Origin of the sequence: Streptomyces sp. Isolate_45 (genome assembly GCF_024721315.2) — a bacterium.
Taxonomy (GTDB): Bacteria; Actinomycetota; Actinomycetes; order Streptomycetales; family Streptomycetaceae; genus Streptomyces.
Genome location: NZ_JANFAK020000019.1, coordinates 62,932 through 78,284, shown reverse-complemented (window position 1 = coordinate 78,284; position 15,353 = coordinate 62,932). Strand labels below are relative to the sequence as shown.

13 protein-coding genes are annotated in these 15,353 nt (G+C 74.6%); 8 read left to right on the top strand and 5 right to left on the bottom strand.

What is annotated here, in order from left to right:
* On the top strand, window positions 1-1,120 hold a 1,120-nt coding region (locus NOD94_RS09605; protein ID WP_281205364.1), incomplete at its 5' end, for a trypsin-like peptidase domain-containing protein.
* On the opposite strand, the gene NOD94_RS09600 is transcribed toward NOD94_RS09605, so the two are convergent.
* Window positions 1,074-1,469, bottom strand: coding sequence for a hypothetical protein (locus NOD94_RS09600; protein ID WP_281205363.1), 396 nt, complete (start codon window positions 1,467-1,469; stop codon window positions 1,074-1,076). The genes NOD94_RS09605 and NOD94_RS09600 overlap by 47 nt on opposite strands.
* A 108-nt stretch (window positions 1,470-1,577) precedes the next feature.
* Between NOD94_RS09600 and NOD94_RS09595 the strand changes: the two genes are divergently transcribed.
* The 4 genes from NOD94_RS09595 (at window position 1,578) to NOD94_RS09580 (ending at window position 6,048) form a co-directional block, all read left to right on the top strand.
* Complete coding sequence (locus NOD94_RS09595) at window positions 1,578-2,975, top strand: sensor histidine kinase (protein WP_281205362.1); 1,398 nt, start codon at window positions 1,578-1,580, stop codon at window positions 2,973-2,975.
* Complete coding sequence (locus NOD94_RS09590) at window positions 2,972-3,652, top strand: response regulator transcription factor (RefSeq protein ID WP_281205361.1); 681 nt, start codon at window positions 2,972-2,974, stop codon at window positions 3,650-3,652. The genes NOD94_RS09595 and NOD94_RS09590 overlap by 4 nt, the downstream gene beginning before the upstream one ends.
* Before the next feature lie 135 nt (window positions 3,653-3,787).
* Complete coding sequence (locus NOD94_RS09585) at window positions 3,788-4,831, top strand: alpha/beta hydrolase (protein WP_281205360.1); 1,044 nt, start codon at window positions 3,788-3,790, stop codon at window positions 4,829-4,831.
* Window positions 4,828-6,048 (top strand): acyltransferase, encoded by a 1,221-nt coding sequence (locus tag NOD94_RS09580; protein ID WP_281205359.1) that lies wholly within the window; start codon window positions 4,828-4,830, stop codon window positions 6,046-6,048. Before NOD94_RS09585 ends, NOD94_RS09580 begins: the two co-directional genes overlap by 4 nt.
* Window positions 6,049-6,175: 127 nt before the next feature.
* Here the strand turns inward: NOD94_RS09580 and NOD94_RS09575 are convergent, their stop codons facing one another.
* Complete coding sequence (locus tag NOD94_RS09575; protein ID WP_281205358.1) at window positions 6,176-6,598, bottom strand: DUF350 domain-containing protein; 423 nt, start codon at window positions 6,596-6,598, stop codon at window positions 6,176-6,178.
* A 108-nt stretch (window positions 6,599-6,706) separates the two neighbouring features.
* Between NOD94_RS09575 and NOD94_RS09570 the strand changes: the two genes are divergently transcribed.
* The gene (locus tag NOD94_RS09570; protein WP_281205357.1) at window positions 6,707-8,629 is read left to right on the top strand and encodes a GNAT family N-acetyltransferase; all 1,923 of its coding nucleotides are present in this window, start codon (window positions 6,707-6,709) and stop codon (window positions 8,627-8,629) included.
* Here NOD94_RS09570 and NOD94_RS09565 read toward each other — a convergent pair.
* A complete protein-coding gene (locus tag NOD94_RS09565; RefSeq protein WP_281205356.1) occupies window positions 8,584-10,653 on the bottom strand; it encodes an AMP-binding protein in 2,070 nt (689 codons plus the stop codon). The two genes, NOD94_RS09570 and NOD94_RS09565, sit on opposite strands and share 46 nt — an antisense overlap.
* Before the next feature lie 149 nt (window positions 10,654-10,802).
* On the opposite strand from NOD94_RS09565, the gene NOD94_RS09560 reads away from it, so the two are divergent.
* Window positions 10,803-12,704, top strand: coding sequence for an ABC transporter ATP-binding protein (locus NOD94_RS09560; RefSeq protein WP_281205355.1), 1,902 nt, complete (start codon window positions 10,803-10,805; stop codon window positions 12,702-12,704).
* A 46-nt stretch (window positions 12,705-12,750) separates the two neighbouring features.
* Window positions 12,751-13,131, top strand: a complete 381-nt coding sequence (locus NOD94_RS09555) for a VOC family protein (protein WP_281205354.1) — start codon at window positions 12,751-12,753, stop codon at window positions 13,129-13,131.
* Between the two features lie 45 nt (window positions 13,132-13,176).
* Here NOD94_RS09555 and NOD94_RS09550 read toward each other — a convergent pair whose 3' ends face one another.
* The gene (locus NOD94_RS09550) at window positions 13,177-14,742 is read right to left on the bottom strand and encodes an AAA family ATPase (RefSeq protein WP_281205353.1); all 1,566 of its coding nucleotides are present in this window, start codon (window positions 14,740-14,742) and stop codon (window positions 13,177-13,179) included.
* Window positions 14,743-14,759: 17 nt separating this feature from the next.
* Window positions 14,760-15,353, bottom strand: coding sequence for a hypothetical protein (locus NOD94_RS09545; RefSeq protein WP_281205352.1), 594 nt, complete (start codon window positions 15,351-15,353; stop codon window positions 14,760-14,762).

Here is a 15,353-nt window from a genome sequence, read left to right as displayed (position 1 = left end):
CCCGGCCGACGCGACCGCGTCCACCGGACCGGCCCGCCCGGGCGAAGCGATCCCGCCCGCACCGGCGCCGGGCACCCCCGAGCCCGGATCCGCCCCCGCCGTCCCCGGGGCCACCGACACCACCGAACCCCCGACGACTCCGGCTCCAGGGGCGCCCGCCCTCCCGGGCGCCCCCGCCGGCCCGTCGCCGCCCGTCACTCCGGTCGATCCCCTCACCCCCGCCACCCCGACCACCCCGACCGGCTCGGCGGTGCCGTCGCCCGGTTCCGTCCCGGAGCCCGCGCCGGTCGCCACCGGCGCCACCCCCTCCCGGCCCGCTCCGGCCCCTCGGCCCGCGCAACCGGCTCCCAAGCCGACCCCGAAGCCCGTCGCCGCGCCGATCCCCGCGTCCGCCCGGGCCGGCGTGGGCAAGGACTTCGACGGCAGCCCGACCGTCGGGCGAATGTTCGTCATGAAGGGCGGCGGCGCGTACTTCTGCACCGCGAGCGTGATCTCCTCCCCCGGGCGCAACCTGGTGCTCAGCGCGGCGCACTGCCTGCTCGGGCCGGACTCCCGCCAGGTGGCCTTCGTACCGCGCTACACCAAGGCGAAGCCGCAGCCGTACGGGATGTTCCCCGTGCTGCGCGACGCGGGCGGACGGCCGAGGATGTGGATCGACCCGCGCTACCGGCGCGAGGGGGCCGACCGGGCCGCCACGCTCGACGTCGCCTTCGCCCGGGTCGGCCCGAACTCCCGCGGGACGGCGGTGGAGACGGTCGTCGGCGGGAACCGGCTGGTCACCGGGGCCACGTTCACGCACGCCCGGGTCACCCTGATCGGGTACCCCTCGGCGGCGGCCCGCCCCCGCGTGTGCTTCAACCGGACGACGAAGTTCACCAGTCGGGAGGCGAAGATCCCCGGCTCGTTCCTGCGGATCGCCTGCACCGGCTATCCGGGGGGCACCAGCGGCGGCCCGTTCCTGACGCGCTACAACCAGCGCACGGGAACCGGGGACGTGGTCGGGGTCATCGGCGGCTGGAAGACCGGCGGGACCACGCCCGACACCTCCTACAGCTCGTACTTCGGCGCGCAGATCAGGAAGCTGTATCAGGCTGCGGTCGCCGGGGCGCGGGTGGGGTGAGGACCCGTACCCAGCGGGTCCGGCGCGGGTTGCCCACCGAACGCGGGGTGGCCGGGACGCCCTCGACGGTCAGCGGGTCGGCCGGGGCGAGGGCGAGCTGGCGGCGCAGGTCCGCGAGGGCCGCGTGCACCGGCGCGAGGATGACCTCGGCGCGCGGGTGGATGAGGGCGAGCGCGTGCGCGGTCGTCTCGATCGTCTCGGCGGCGTCCTCGGCGGCGGTCCGGCTCCACCCTCCGGGTCCGCCGTTGCCCCGGGGCAGGACGGCGTCGTAGAGGTGACAGGCGGCATCGGCCGCGGCGTCGGCCCGTTCTCCGACGCCCGGCCCCGCGATGGTCGGCAGCAGCTCCATGTCCGGTCAACGAGCGGGGCCCGTCGGGGGAACGAGCCGGGACGGCACGTCCGGCGGACACCTCCTCGGGCGCCCGTGCGGACCCCCTGCGCATACGCTGGTCCGATCATGAGTCTCAGAGACCGGTTCCGGGCCCGCGGCGCCGCCCCCGCGCCGGACCACGCCGCCGCCGGGGCCGACCGTGCCCCCGGGAGTTCCCGTACCGGCCGGGGGAAGCCCGGCGCGCGGGCGCGGTTCGCCGTCGTGCTGCGGACCCCCGCCCGGGCGGCCGAGCCGCTGTTCGCGGGGGCGCCGGCGCGCTGGCAACGGATGCTGCCGTACGCCGTCGTGGGCGTCTTCGTCGTCACGCTGATCCCGGTGACGATCTCCGTGCTGGTCAACGACTACGCGCTGGGCGGCGGCTGGGCGGGGGCGCTGGGCGTGGCTCAGACGGTGCCGCTGCTGCTCGCCGTGACCAGGCCCGTGGCCGCGTGGGGCATGGTGCTCTTCGCCGATGTCGTGGGGGCCCTGCTGCTCTTCGGCGCCGACCGGGTGGCGGGGCATTCCTGGCCGTGGCCCCCGATGGTCATCGTCGGGTACCTGGTGCTGATGGCCTGCCTGGGGCTTCGCGAGTCCATCCGGACGCTGGTCAAGGTGTGGCTGGCCACGGGCGCGGTCGGGGTGGTGCTCGGCTTCTTCGGGCCGGACGGGGTGACAAACACCGCCGCTCTGCTGTTCGTGCTGGCCGGGGCGCTGTTGGCGGTGACCGGGGCGCTGCGCGGGCTGGGTGACGCGCAGCAGCGGATCGCCGAGCAGGAGAGCATCAGCGAGGCGGAGCGGTCGCGGCGGACGCTGTTGGAGGAACGGGCGCGGATCGCGAGGGAGTTGCACGACGTGGTGGCCCACCACATGTCGGTGATCACCGTGCAGGCCGATTCGGCGCCGTACCGGCTGCCCGGCATGGCGGAGCCGGTCCGCGAGGAGTTCGAGGCCATCGCCGCGAGTGCGCGCGAGTCCCTGGGCGAGATGCGGCGGTTGCTGACGGTGCTGCGCGGTGACGGGGCGGCCGGTGACGGCGAGGGCGAGCGGGCCCCGCAGCCGGGGATGGACCGGCTCCAGCAGTTGGTGGAGGCGATCGTACGGGCCGGGCAGCCGGTCGAGCTGTCGCTGGCGGCCGGTGCGGGTGACGGGGTGCCGCCCGCGGTGGACCTGTCGGCGTACCGGATCGTGCAGGAGGCCCTGGCGAACGTCGTACGGCACGCGCCGGGCGCACGGACCAGGGTGTCGGTGACCCGGGACGCCGGGGAGGTGCTCGTGCTGGTGGTCAACGGACCGGCGCGGGACTCCGTGGTGGAGCTGGAGAGTTCGGGGACGGGCCACGGTCTGGTCGGAATGCGCGAGCGCGTACGGTTGACCGGCGGGACCCTGGACACCGGGCCGCTGCCCGACGGGGGCTTCCGGGTCGCCGCCCGCCTCCCGCTGAACGGCGGGGACGGGTCCGCCGAGACGAACGAGGACAGCAGTTGACCATCCGCGTGATCATCGTCGACGACCAGGCCATGGTGCGGGCGGGTTTCGCCGCCCTGCTGTCGGCGCAGGCCGACATCGACGTGGTGGGCGAGGCCGCGGACGGGCGCCAGGGGGTGCTGGTGTCGCGGACCGTGCACCCCGACGTGGTGCTGATGGACGTACGGATGCCCGAGCTCGACGGCCTCTCGGCGGCCCGCGAACTGCTCGATCCGCCGCCCGGGGTGGTGCACCGGCCGAAGGTGCTCATGCTGACGACCTTCGACATCGACGACTACGTGTACGAGGCGCTGCGCGCGGGCGCGTCCGGGTTCCTGCTGAAGGACGCCCCGCCGGCGGACCTGATCGCCGCGGTCCGGGTGGTCGCCTCGGGCGAGGCCCTGCTGGCGCCGTCCGTGACCCGGCGGCTCATCGCGGACTTCGTCCGGCAGCGGCCGGCTCCGCGCAAGGATCCGGCGCTGCGCCTGAACGGGCTGACGCCGCGTGAGACCGAGGTGCTGGAACTCATCGCGCGCGGGCTGTCGAACCAGGAGATCGCCGCCCATCTGGTGCTCGCGGAACAGACGGTGAAGACCCACATCGGTCGGGTGCTCGGCAAGCTGGACCTGCGCGACCGCGCCCAGGCGGTCATCTTCGCGTACGAGGCCGGTCTGGTCCGTCCCGGCGATTCGGCCTGACGGGACGACGCCGTCCGGAAGTCGTCTCCTCCACCCCCTACTGGGGTATGACCCCCGGGTTGGCTCCCCGGTGGGACGTGCCGTGCGGTACCTCCTTCCTACCTTCCTCCTCGTCACGAGGAGAGGAGAAGGGGCATGCGCCGCTTCGCAAGGACCGTGGGGGCCGCCGCGCTGGCGTTGGCCGTCGTCGCCGGAACCGCCGGCTGGGCCGCGGGGGACGCCCAGGCCGTGGTCACCGGGCCGCCGCCGGGCACCGCCGAATGGCGGGCCGCCGGCACGTCGGAGCGGCCGCTGCCCGATCCGTGGACGGCGGCGCCGGCCGAGGTGGCCCGGTTCTTCGCCGGCCTCGACGAGGCGCGCGAGCGGGAACTGCTGCGCGCCCACCCGTTGGTGGTGGGCAATCTGGAGGGGGCTCCCCTCCCCCTGCGGTACGAGGCCAACCGGCTGGCCGTCACCGCCACGGGCGAGGCGCGCTTCGCCTCCCTGGCCGCTCCGGGCCGGCAGATCCTGGGCTTCGACCCGCGGGGGCGGGGTCAGGTCGTCGAGGTGTTCGGGGACCTGGAACACGCCGCTCGGGTCTCGGTGATCGTGCCGGGGTCGGACAACGACGCCGTCTCCCACGACGCCCCGCGCAAACCGGCCACCGGTCCGGCGGGCACGGCCCGCGCGCTGCGGGCGGCGACGGGCGGGCAGGGCGCCGTCGTCGCGTGGACCGGCTACACGACGCCGGTCGGGGTCGGCATGGACGCGGCGGCCGGCAGGCTCGCCGAAGCCGGTGCGGTCCGGCTGGCCCGGTTCACGGCGGGGCTCGACGCGGTGGGCGCCCCCGATCCGGTGCTCTTCTGCCACAGCTACGGCTCGGTGGTCTGCGGGCTGGCGGCCCGGCACACCGATGCCTCCGACATCGTCGTGTTCGGCTCGCCGGGCATGCGGGCGGGGCACGTCACCGGTCTGCGGACCGCCGCCCGCGTCTGGGCCGCCCGCGGCCCGGACGACTGGATCGCGGACGTCCCGAACGTCGAGTTCGGCGGGATCGGCCACGGCGCCGACCCGGTGGCGGCCGACTTCGGTGCCCGCCGGATTCCCGCCGGCGACGTCCGGGGCCACACCGGCTACTTCGCCCCCGGTACGAGTTCCCTGGCCGCGTTCGCCGCGATCGCGCGGGGAGAGTCCCGATGAACGCGACGGCCCTCGTACGGAGGACGGCCGACCGCATCGACCGGCGGACGCCGCCGCACCGCGATCGGGCCGTCGACGGCCTGCGGGCCCTCGCCCTGTTGGCGGTGCCGACCGGGCACTGGCTGCTCGGCGGCTTCACCGTGGACGCCGAAGGCGGCCTGCACAACGCCAGCCCTCTCGCCGCCTTCGGGGGCCTCGCCCCGGCGAGCTGGGTGCTCCAGATGCTCGGGATCTTCTTCCTGGTCGGTGGCTACGCCTCGGCGCTGTCCTTCCGGCGCCGTCCGGGCTCCACCGGGACCTGGCTGAGGGCCCGGATCGTCCGGCTGGGCCGGCCGGTACTGGGGGTGACCGCGGTGTGGGCGCTGGCCGCGCCGCTGTTGTACGCGGCCGGGGTGCCGGAGGTCACGCTGCGGACCGGGGCCACGCTGGTGGTCCAGCCCCTGTGGTTCGTCGGGGTGTACGTGGTGGTCACGGCGCTGACCCCGTACTGCGTGCGGGCGGCCCACCGGCTCGGCGGGTGGGCGGCGGCCCCGCTGCTCGTCTGGGTCGCGGTGGTGGACCTGCTGCGCTACGGGCCGCTCGCCGAGGCCGTGCCGTCCTGGCTGCCGGTGCTGAACGTGCTGCCGGGCTGGCTGTTCGCGTACCAACTGGGCGTCTCGTGGGGTGAGCGGCGGATCGGGCGGCGCGGGGCGTGGCTGCTGCTGGTGGGCGGGGCCGCGCTGTTCACCGTACTGCTGGTGGTGTTCCAGTACCCGGCGTCGATGGTCGGGGTGCCGGGTGAGGCGCGGACGAACTCGCACCCGCCCTCGCTGCTGGTGTTGGCCCTGGCGTCGGCGCAGTCGGGGGCGGCGATCCTGCTGCGGGACCGGTTGGCGGGGCTGTTGGCGCGACCGTTGTGGTGGGCGCCGGTCGTCGTGGTGAACCTGTGCGCGATGACGATCCTGTGCTGGCACCAGAGCGCGATGCTGGCGGCGGCCGTCCCCGCGTCCCTCGTCGGTGAGGTTGCCGGACTGACGACGGCGCCCGTGACCGCGGGGTGGATCGTGGCGCGGGCCGCGTGGATGCCGGTGTTCGGGCTGCTGCTGGTGGTCATCGCCCGGTACGCGCGCCGCTTCGAGGCGCCGCCCGCCGACGGCCGGCGGTCGTCGGTGGCGCGCAGGGCCGTGGCGGGGCTGCTGGCGGCGGGGTTCGCGGTGTTCGCCCTGGGTCTGGCCTAGGTCGCGTCGGTGGCGGTGGCGTCGGCGTCGGCGCGGGCCGAACGACCGGCGCAGCCCCGGGTACGACGAGAGCGCCGCTCCCGGTGGGGAGCGGCGCTCTCGTGTCAGGTGCCGTGCGATAGCCGGGTCAGGCGATGGAGGCCGCGACGATGGCGGCGACGGCGAGGTTGCAGCAGGCGGTGACCCAGACGGCCGGGTGCGGCTCCGGGTCGACGACGATGGCGCCGAGCTTGCCCGGGGTGACCAGGTCCAGCACCAGGAAGGCCACCGCCATCAGGATCAGGCCGAGCAGGCCGAAGGCCGCGGTGGACAGCAGACCCTTGCCGAAGTCCTCGTACGTGGTCCAGATCGAGGTGAAGACGATGCCGCCGATGCCGAGGAGCGCGGAGCTGAGCAGGAGGGCGGCGTTGCGGTTGCGCTCCTCCCAGATCTGCTTCGGGAGCTTCCCGGGCGTCAGCACGTCCACCAGGACGATGCCGAGGATCAGCAGGACCAGGCCGAGGGCGCCGAACGCGCTGGTGCGGCCAAGTCCGTTGATGATGTCGCTCATTGAGAAGCCTGTCTCCGGGGTGGGTAGGAAGGTTGGCGGTGGCGTGTCCGCCGTGGGCTGGCCGAATCTATCGCACGGCCCGGCGGCGGACCATGGGGAGGTCAGGAAATGGCAAAGGTCAGGGCCGCGAGGGCAGCCGAGGCGCCGGAGCTGACCGCGCTCGTGCTGCGTTCCAAGGCGTACTGGGGGTACGACGCGGATTTCCTCGCCGCGTGCGCGCCGCAGTTGCGGATCGCGGGCGCGGAGGTGGCGGCCCGGCGGATCGTGGTGGCGCAGGACGAGGGCGACGGGCGGGTCCTGGGCCTCGCCTCCCTGGAGGAGTTGGAGGGACCCGTCGACCCGGAGGAAGGTCCGGTCCCGGTTGGTCCGGAGCCGGTTGGTCCGGTCGACCCGCGGGAGGGCCCGGTCCAGGAAGGACCCCGGGACCGGCAGGAGCCGGGGCGCGCCGCGCGGCTCGGGTTGCTGTTCGTGGAGCCGGACGCCATCGGGCGGGGCATCGGCCGGCTGCTGTACCGGGACGCGGTGCGCCGGGCCGCCGCGTTCGGGGTCCGCCGGCTGCTCGTCGACGCCGATCCGCACGCGGCGGGCTTCTACCGGGCGATGGGGGCGGTGGCGTCGGGGAGGTCCCCGGACGGTCTGCTCCGGTTCGAGGTGGCCCCGGTGCCCCTGGCGGACTGGGCGCTGGCCTGGACGGGCGGGATGCCGGCGGTGCACGTGGGCAACGTGGCGGAGTTCAACGCCCAGTTCCAGGACGCCTCCCTGGACGACCGGCAGCAAGCCGCGCACCACTACGCCTGCCTGGCCGCCTTCTACAGCCCCTGCCCCGCGGCCCTGGTGTTGCCCGGGGCGGTGCCGCCGGGGTGGATCCGGCTGGTCGGCCGGGAGTTGGGGTGGGGACCGGAGGTGGAGGTGTACGACGGTGTGGCGGAGCGCGGTCCCGGGCTGTCGGACGCCGTCGTGGCCCGGCCGGCGCTGGCCGGGCGGGTCACGGGGCGCGGGCTGCCCCTCGTACCGTGGGGGCGGACGGCGGCGTTCGCGCGGCTGGCGGGCCTGCCGTGGCGGCCTCGGGAACTGCGGTACGAGTCCAAGTCGGCGGCGCACGCCCTGTTCGGCCGGCTCCTGGCGGGCGGCGGGCATCCGCGGATCGTGCTGCCCGGGCAGTGGCGGGCGGGGAACCGCTGGACGGCGGTGCGGCTGCTGGCTGCGCGGGCCCGGGCGGGCGAGAGCACCGTTCTCAAGTCGGATCACGGCGTCGGGGGTTCGGGCACGACGGTGGTGACGCCCGCCGCGGTCCGGGAGGCGGGCGGGGCCCGGGCGGTGTTGCGGGGCCTGCCGCGCGGGCCCCTGCTGGTGGAGGAGTACGTCGCCGGCCCGGCGGGACCGGACGCCGGGCCCCGGGACCTCACCTACGACGGTTTCGTGGACGACGCGGGCCGGGTGCGCGAGGTGGGCGCGGCGGTGATGGACGTGGTCGACGGCGCCTACCGGGGCGCGACGGTGGGTCCCGGGGTGGTGCCCGGAGCGCTGGAGGGGCCGCTGCTGGCGTTCGGGCGGGCGGTGGGCCGGGAACTGGCCGACGGCGGCTACCGGGGCTGGTTCGACGTGGACTTCGTCACGGACGCCGCGGGGCGGCTCGCGCCGACGGAGACCAACCTGCGGCTCACCGGGCCGTCGGTGGCGTTCATGGTGGCGGCGCGGCTCGACGTGCTGCGGGGGGCCGGGCACCTGGTACGGATCGCCGACCGGGTGGAGCTGGGCGCCCGGCTGCCGGAGGCGCAGTGGGACGAGCTGTGCGCGGGCCTGGCGCGGGCCTGCGCGGATCTGGGCGCGGTGTTCGTCCCGGCCGTTCCCACCGCCGCCTTCGATCCGGCGCCGTGGTTCGGGGTGCTGGTCGCCGCGCACGAGGCCGGGGTGTTGGACGCGGCGGAGGAGCTGGTGCGGGCGGGGGCCCTCGCCGTGGGCGAGGGCTTCGCCGCGGACGGGGTTCAGTCGTCGAAGTCGAAGGGGCTCGTCGGTCTGCGGGTGACATAGAAGGCGAGGATTCCGGCGGCGATCATCAGGGGGACGTTGAAGACGTAGACGAGGGTGGCCTGGCGGGCCCAGTCCTGTTTGGCGGCCAGCCGGTAGAGGTTGTCCTGCGGCCACCAGGAGACCAGCAGGTACACGACCGCGAGGTGCGCGGCGGTGGTGACGCGCCGGCCGCGCCGTTGGGCGAGCATCCGGCGGCGGCCGTTGAACAGGAACATCACGCCCAGCCCGAAGGCCACGCATTCGAGCGCGTGCAGGAGGCCGAAGAGGACCGCCCAGTGGAGGGGGATGCCGGTGAGGTCGGTCGATCCGGGCCACAGGAGGTTCGTGACGAGGCGGGCGACGAGCCCGATGGCGAGTGCGCCGCAGCCGACGGCGCACGACAGCGAGCCCTGACCGGTGTTCGCGCCGCCGTACTTGGTCGCGCCGGGGCGCCTGCCGTACCCGGGCGGGGTGGGGGCGAGGAGGAGCGGCGGCTGCGGTACCCGCGCCCGGTCCTCCTGGCCGCCGCGGGTGCGGGGCAGGGTACGCAGCCGGATCACGGCGCGCGGCACCAGGCCGGCGGGCACCTTCTCGGCGAGGTGGGCGCGGAGTTCCCACGTCTCGGGGAGCGTGGTGCCCGGGCTCCGGGGCGGGTCGCCGTGCGGCGGGGCGACGTAGGCGACGAGCCGGGTCTCCCCCTTGCCGGAGGGGACGGGGGCCACGATGGCCGCGCCGATGCGGGGGTGGCTGCGGATCACCGCTTCCAGGGGGTGGGGGTCGACGGGCCGGCCGGCGAGGTCGAAACGGTCGCGGACCCGGCCCCCGAACTCCAGCAGGCCGTCGGCGCGGAGCCGGCCGAGGTCGCCGGTGGGGACGGCGTCGCCGCCGCCGGGCGGGGTGACGTGGATCTCCCCGTCACGCACGTCGGCCCGGCAGCCGGGGTGGGGGGTGCCCAACAGGGAGAGCCGCTCTGGGTCGTCGAGGGGTCGGGGCAACTGCGGGAGTTCGAACCAGGTGCCGTTGCCCGCGCACTCGGTGAGCCCGTAGACGTTGAGCACGCGCGCGCCGGGGCGCAGCGCGGCCTGGACGGCGGACTGTTCGTCGAGGTGGAGCCGGTCCCCGGTGACGGCGACGAGCCGCAACGGTCCGGTTCCGGGGCCGTCCTCGTGGCGGGACTGCGCGGGCAGGGGTGCCCGGTCGGGGTCGGGCAGCAGGGCGAGGGCGCCGGCGGGGTCGGTGTGCAGCACGCTGACCCGTTGGGCGGTGATGGTCCGCAGCAGGTCCTCGGCGTGCCGCCGGGGGTCCTCGGCCTGCCGCACGGGGTCCCGGGGCAGGACGAGGGCGCCGCCGGAGCACAGGGCGCGGGTCCAGCCCGCGGCGAAGGCGGTGACGTCGGGCCCGCAGGTGAACAGGTGGCGGTCCTCGGGAGTCAGCCGGGCGATCTCGGCCCAGCCTTCGAGGGCGGCGAGCAGCCGCGCGTGGCCGATACGGACCTGGCGGGGTGCGGCCGAGCCGGTGAACAGTACGGCGGCGGGCGGACCGGCGACCGATCCGTTCGGTGGTGGGGCGGTGTCCGGTGCGGGGCGGGCAGGCGGATCGGCGGGGCGTTCGGCGATCCGGGCGGACTCCGCGTCGAGCAGCAGGGTGCGCGGGCCGTCGCCCCCGTCGAGGCGGGCGTGGTGCGGGGTGTGGGTGAGCAGCAGGTCCGGGCGGAGTGCGGCGAGCAGGCTCTGGACCGTGTGCGGGTCCCCGGTGTCGAGGAGGGCGTACGTTCCGTCGGCCTTGAGGACGGCGAGTACGGCGATCGGGAGGTCGGGCCCGAGGGTGGTGGCGACGGCCACGAGGGGGTGGGCGGGCAGGCAGGCCTCAAGAAGGTGGTGGGCCAGTCGGTTGGCCCGCGCGTCGAGTTCCGCGTAGGTGAGGCCGTCCGGTCCGGCGAGGAGGGCGGGGGCGTCGGGGGTGTCCCGGGCCCACCGTTCGAAGCGTTCCAGGACCGTGTCGAGGGCGGGCCGGCCGGGGTGGGCGGACTTCGGTGCCTGCGTCATGTACCGATGATGGCACCACGGGCCGGGCGGCACGAGGAGCCGGGACAACTCCGAAAGGCGTTCGTACGGGCGGGAGTTGGCGGCACGTACGGGTGGTTCGCCGACGACGCCTTGACCTGAAGTTATGTTGAGGTTTTAGCGTGTGGGTCATGGACATGGAAGTCACGGCGTGGACCTCGCTCCACAGTGCGATCAACGCCCAGCAGGACCGTCGCCCCTTCAATCGGACGAGTCTCCGCCGCATCGGGGCCTTCGCCGGCCCGCACCGCCGCGGGCTCGTCCTCTTTCTGCTGCTCAGCGTCATGGGCGCACTGCTCGCGGTGGCCACCCCGCTGCTGGCCAGCCGGATCGTCGACGCCATCGTGAAGGGCGGGGACGGCGGGGTGGTCACCCGGCTGGCCCTGCTCATCGCGGTGATCGCGGTCGTCGAGGCGGGCCTCGGCCTGCTGACCCGCAAGCTCTCCGCCACCCTCGGCGAGGGTCTGATCCTCGACCTGCGGACCGCGGTGTTCGACCACGTCCAGCGGATGCCCGTCGCCTTCTTCACCCGGACCCGGACGGGCGCCCTCGTCAGCCGCCTCAACAACGACGTCATCGGCGCCCAGCGGGCCTTCAGCAACACCCTGTCGGGGGTGGTCGCCAACACGGTGACGCTGGCGCTGACCCTGGTGGTGATGCTGAGCATCTCCTGGCAGATCACCCTGCTGGCCCTGGTGCTGCTGCCCGTGTTCGTGCTGCCGGCCCGCCGGATGGGGGTGCGGATGGCGGGCATGCAGCGGGAGGCCTCGGAGTTGAACGCCTCGATGGGCACGCAGATGACGGAACGCTTCTCCGCCCCCGGCGCCACCCTCGTCAAGCTCTTCGGCCGCCCGGCGGACGAGTCCGCCGAGTTCGCGGCCCGCGCGGCGCGCGTGCGGGACATCGGGATCCGCACGGCGATGGCCCAGTCGGCCTTCATCACCGCCCTGACGCTGGTCTCCGCCCTCGCCCTCGCCCTGGTGTACGGCCTGGGCGGCTACTACGCGCTGCGCGGGACCCTGGACGCAGGTTCCGTCGTCGCCCTCGCCCTGCTCCTGACGCGGCTGTACGCGCCGTTGACGGCCCTGGCCGGCGCCCGCGTCGAGGTGATGAGCGCCATGGTCAGCTTCGAGCGGGTCTTCGAGATCCTCGACCTGAAGCCCCTGATCGCCGAGAAGCCGGACGCCCGCCGGGTGCCCGAGGGGCCGGTGTCGGTGGAGTTCGACGCGGTCTCCTTCGGCTACCCGTCGGCCGACAAGGTGTCCCTCGCCTCCCTCGAGGAGGTCGCCACGCTCGACACCCGGGGCGGTACCGGGGTGCTGCACGAGGTGTCCTTCCGGGCCGAACCCGGCCGGATGGTCGCCCTCGTCGGTTCCTCCGGCGCGGGCAAGTCCACCATCGCCCAGTTGCTGCCCCGCCTGTACGACGCCGACGCGGGCGCCGTGCGCCTCGGCGGGATCGACGTACGGGACCTCACGGCCGACTCGATCCGCGACACGATCGGCATGGTCACCCAGGACGGCCACCTCTTCCACGAGTCGGTACGGGCCAACCTGGTCCTCGCCCGACCGCAGGCCACGGAGGAGGAGATCTGGGAGGCGCTGCGCCGCTCCCGCCTGGACGGGCTCGTCGCCTCGCTCCCGGACGGCCTGGACACCGTCGTCGGCGAACGCGGCTACCGGCTCTCCGGCGGGGAACGCCAGCGGCTGACCATCGCCCGGCTGCTGCTGGCCCGCCAGCGGGTGGTGATCCTCGACGAGGCCACAGCCCACCTGGACAACACCTCCGAGGCCGCCGTGCAGGAGGCCCTGGCGGAGGCCCTGAGCGGGCGGACGGCCCTGGTGATCGCGCACCGCCTGTCGACCGTGCGGGCCGCCGACCTGATCCTGGTGGTGGAGGAGGGCCGCATCGTGGAACGCGGCACGCACGACGAGTTGCTGGCCGCGGGCGGCCGCTACCAGGAGCTCCACCGGACCCGATTCGCGACGACGGGCCGTGCGCCGGGCGGCGCGGTGGCGCCCTCCGGAGCATGATGGCCGCGGGGCCCGACCGGGGCCGTCGCCGATCCTGGAGTGAGTGATGGACATCAAGCTGGAACTGGTCGCCGTCCCCGTCACCGATGTGGACCGGGCCAAGGCCTTCTACGAGCGGGTCGGCTTCCGCGCCGATCACGACGTCACGGTCAGCGAGGAGATCCGCTTCGTCCAGCTCACGCCGCCCGGCTCGGCCTGCTCGATCGCCATCGGCAAGGGCCTCACCCGGATGATCCCGGGGTCCCTGGACAACATGCAGGTGGTGGTCACCGACATCGAGGAGGCCTACGCGGACCTCCGGGGCCGGGGCATCGAGGTGACCGAGATCCAGGACATGCCGTGGGGGTCGTTCGTCTACTTCTCCGACCCCGACGGCAACGGCTGGGCCGTCCAGCAGACGAAGCCGCGCCCGGCCCCCACCGGCTGAGCGCGAGGTCGTCGACGCCGGTCACGACCGCGCCACCCCCGTCCGTCAGTCGTCGAGGAAGACGATGCGCCGGGCCGGACCGGAGGGGCCCTGGGAGGCCGTGGCCGTGAACCGGCCGGCGGGGACGGCCCGCTCCCGGCCCCACGCCCGGATCTCCTCGATCTGCTCCGGGTTGTTGCGGCTGAGCGGCACCGTGTTGGCGAAGGTGTCCAGGACGAACGACGGCCGCATGTGCTGCGGGCCGCCGCCCAGGTAGACCTCGGCGCCCACGTCGTGCAGCGCCGCCTCGATGTCGGAACCGGCGAACCCGTCGGACAGTTCCACGAGCCGGGCGAGCTGTTCGGGGTCGGGCTCGGTCTTCAGGTAGCGGCGGTAGTAGATGCCGATGATCTCCTCGCGGTCCTGCGCGTCGGGCAGGTCCACGAAGAAGAGCTCGTCGAAGCGGCCCTTGCGGAGCAGCTCGGGCGGCAGGCTGCGGACGTCGTTGGCGGTGGCGACGACGAAGGTCCGCGACTGGGACTCCTGGAGCCAGAACAGGAACTGGCCGATGATCCGCTGCGGTACCCCGGTCCCGTCACCCGCGCCGGCCAGGCCCTTTTCGATCTCGTCGATCCACAGCACGCAGGGCGCGACCCGGTCCGCGGTCTCCAGCGCCTCCCGGAAGCGCCCTTCCGACTCGCCCAGGTACTTGCCGTGGATGGAGCCCATGTCCAGCCGGTACAGCGGTAGTTGCCATTGCGCGGCGATGGCCTTGGCCGAGAGGGACTTGCCGCAGCCGGGCACGCCCACCAGCAGGACGCCGCGCGGGGGCCGCAGGTCGGTGGCCCGCAGGTCGGCCTGGAGCAGCCGCCCCCTGCGCCGGAGCCAGTCACGCAGGTTGGACAGGCCGCCCACCGCGTAGTCGGCGGCCTTCAGGGGCACCTTCTGCAGACCCGTCAGGTCGTTGAAGATGCGGTCCTTCGACTGGGCGAGGACCACGACGTCCCCGGCCTCCACCGAGCCCTTCGCGGCGACCGTCGCCATCAGGTTGATCGCCTCGCCCTCGGTGACCCCCACGAGGAACTCGGCGGCGCGCCGGGTGTCGCGTTCGTCCCAGGCGATCGGGATGTGGCCCCGGTGATCGTCCAGGAAGGCGGAGATCGTCGCGTACATCTCGTCGGCGTCGGGCGGGTCCAGCTGGAGTCCCATCCCGAGGCGTTGGAGACCGCTCCACACCGGACTGTCGGTGATCAGGATGACGCTGCCCATGTTGGTGTCTGCCAGCCGCGCGAGTTCGGCGACGTGCCGGGTCAGCGGGGTGTCGGCGTCCAGGTCGTCCGGTTCCACGAGGACCAGGGTGGCGTTGGGGCGGGAGGTGAACTGGGACGCGGCGAACTCCATGGCGCCGGTGAGGGAACGGTCGTCCATCAGGGGCGCGTTGGTCCGCAGGTCACGCAGCCCGGTGGCCCTGGTGTAGATCCAGAACGGCATGGCGCCGCGCCGGGCGTGGGTGGCGGCCGTGCGTACCAGGCGCAGCGCCCGCTGCTGCTCGATGGTGCGGATGCAGATGACCGGGACCCGGGCGGAGATGTAGCTGTCGAGATCGCGATGGCATTCGGCGTGGTTGGACATGGGGTGCTGGTCTCCGGTCAGTCGGTGATGATGCGGCGGCGGGCGGGGGCCGCTGGGTCGTACGACCAGCCCTCGCCCGGTGCCGGTGCCGGCCGGCCCTTCCCGGGCCCGGGCGTGCCCGGGCCGGCCGTGGTCAGCGGGTTCTCCCGCACGGTGCGGCGACGGTCCTCCAGGAGCCGCGGGTCCGAACCGCCGCGCGCGGCCCGGTCCAGGGAGGCTTCCAACTGCTCCTGGAAGCCGGTGATCTGCCCCTCGACCAGTTCGGCCAGCCGTTCGCGCAGGGCCTCGGGCAGGGCGGGGTGCGCGGCGAGCGCGCGGACCGCGTCGAGCCCGGTGCGGGCCTGGACCAGGGCGCGGCCCGCCTCGAACTCGTCGCGGGCCGCTTCCAGGGCGGCGGTCAGGGCCTTCGCCCAGTCGCGCAGGCGCCGGTCGAAGGCGTCGGTGAGGTGCTGGGAGAAGCGCGCCCAGGTGTCCTGGTGGTAGTCGTCGGGGCGCAGCGTCGGGAGTCGGGCCGCGGCTTCGGCGGTGGCCGCGGCCCCGCCATTGCTCCAGTCCCGTAGGTACTGCGTCCATGTCTGGTAGGCGCCGCCGTGGCCCCACAGGTTGCTCAT

Excerpts from the sequence above, each read along its gene's own strand:
- NOD94_RS09555 (WP_281205354.1), top strand. The coding sequence starts at position 12,751 with ATGGACATCAAGCTGGAACTGGTCGCCGTCCCCGTCACCGATGTGGAC.
- NOD94_RS09545 (WP_281205352.1), bottom strand. The coding sequence starts at position 15,353 with ATGAGCAACCTGTGGGGCCACGGCGGCGCCTACCAGACATGGACGCAG.
- NOD94_RS09560 (WP_281205355.1), top strand. The coding sequence starts at position 10,803 with ATGGACATGGAAGTCACGGCGTGGACCTCGCTCCACAGTGCGATCAAC.
- NOD94_RS09585 (WP_281205360.1), top strand. The coding sequence starts at position 3,788 with ATGCGCCGCTTCGCAAGGACCGTGGGGGCCGCCGCGCTGGCGTTGGCC.
- NOD94_RS09595 (WP_281205362.1), top strand. The coding sequence starts at position 1,578 with ATGAGTCTCAGAGACCGGTTCCGGGCCCGCGGCGCCGCCCCCGCGCCG.
- NOD94_RS09575 (WP_281205358.1), bottom strand. The coding sequence starts at position 6,598 with ATGAGCGACATCATCAACGGACTTGGCCGCACCAGCGCGTTCGGCGCC.
- NOD94_RS09580 (WP_281205359.1), top strand. The coding sequence starts at position 4,828 with ATGAACGCGACGGCCCTCGTACGGAGGACGGCCGACCGCATCGACCGG.
- NOD94_RS09550 (WP_281205353.1), bottom strand. The coding sequence starts at position 14,742 with ATGTCCAACCACGCCGAATGCCATCGCGATCTCGACAGCTACATCTCC.
- NOD94_RS09565 (WP_281205356.1), bottom strand. The coding sequence starts at position 10,653 with ATGACGCAGGCACCGAAGTCCGCCCACCCCGGCCGGCCCGCCCTCGAC.
- NOD94_RS09570 (WP_281205357.1), top strand. The coding sequence starts at position 6,707 with ATGGCAAAGGTCAGGGCCGCGAGGGCAGCCGAGGCGCCGGAGCTGACC.
- NOD94_RS09600 (WP_281205363.1), bottom strand. The coding sequence starts at position 1,469 with ATGGAGCTGCTGCCGACCATCGCGGGGCCGGGCGTCGGAGAACGGGCC.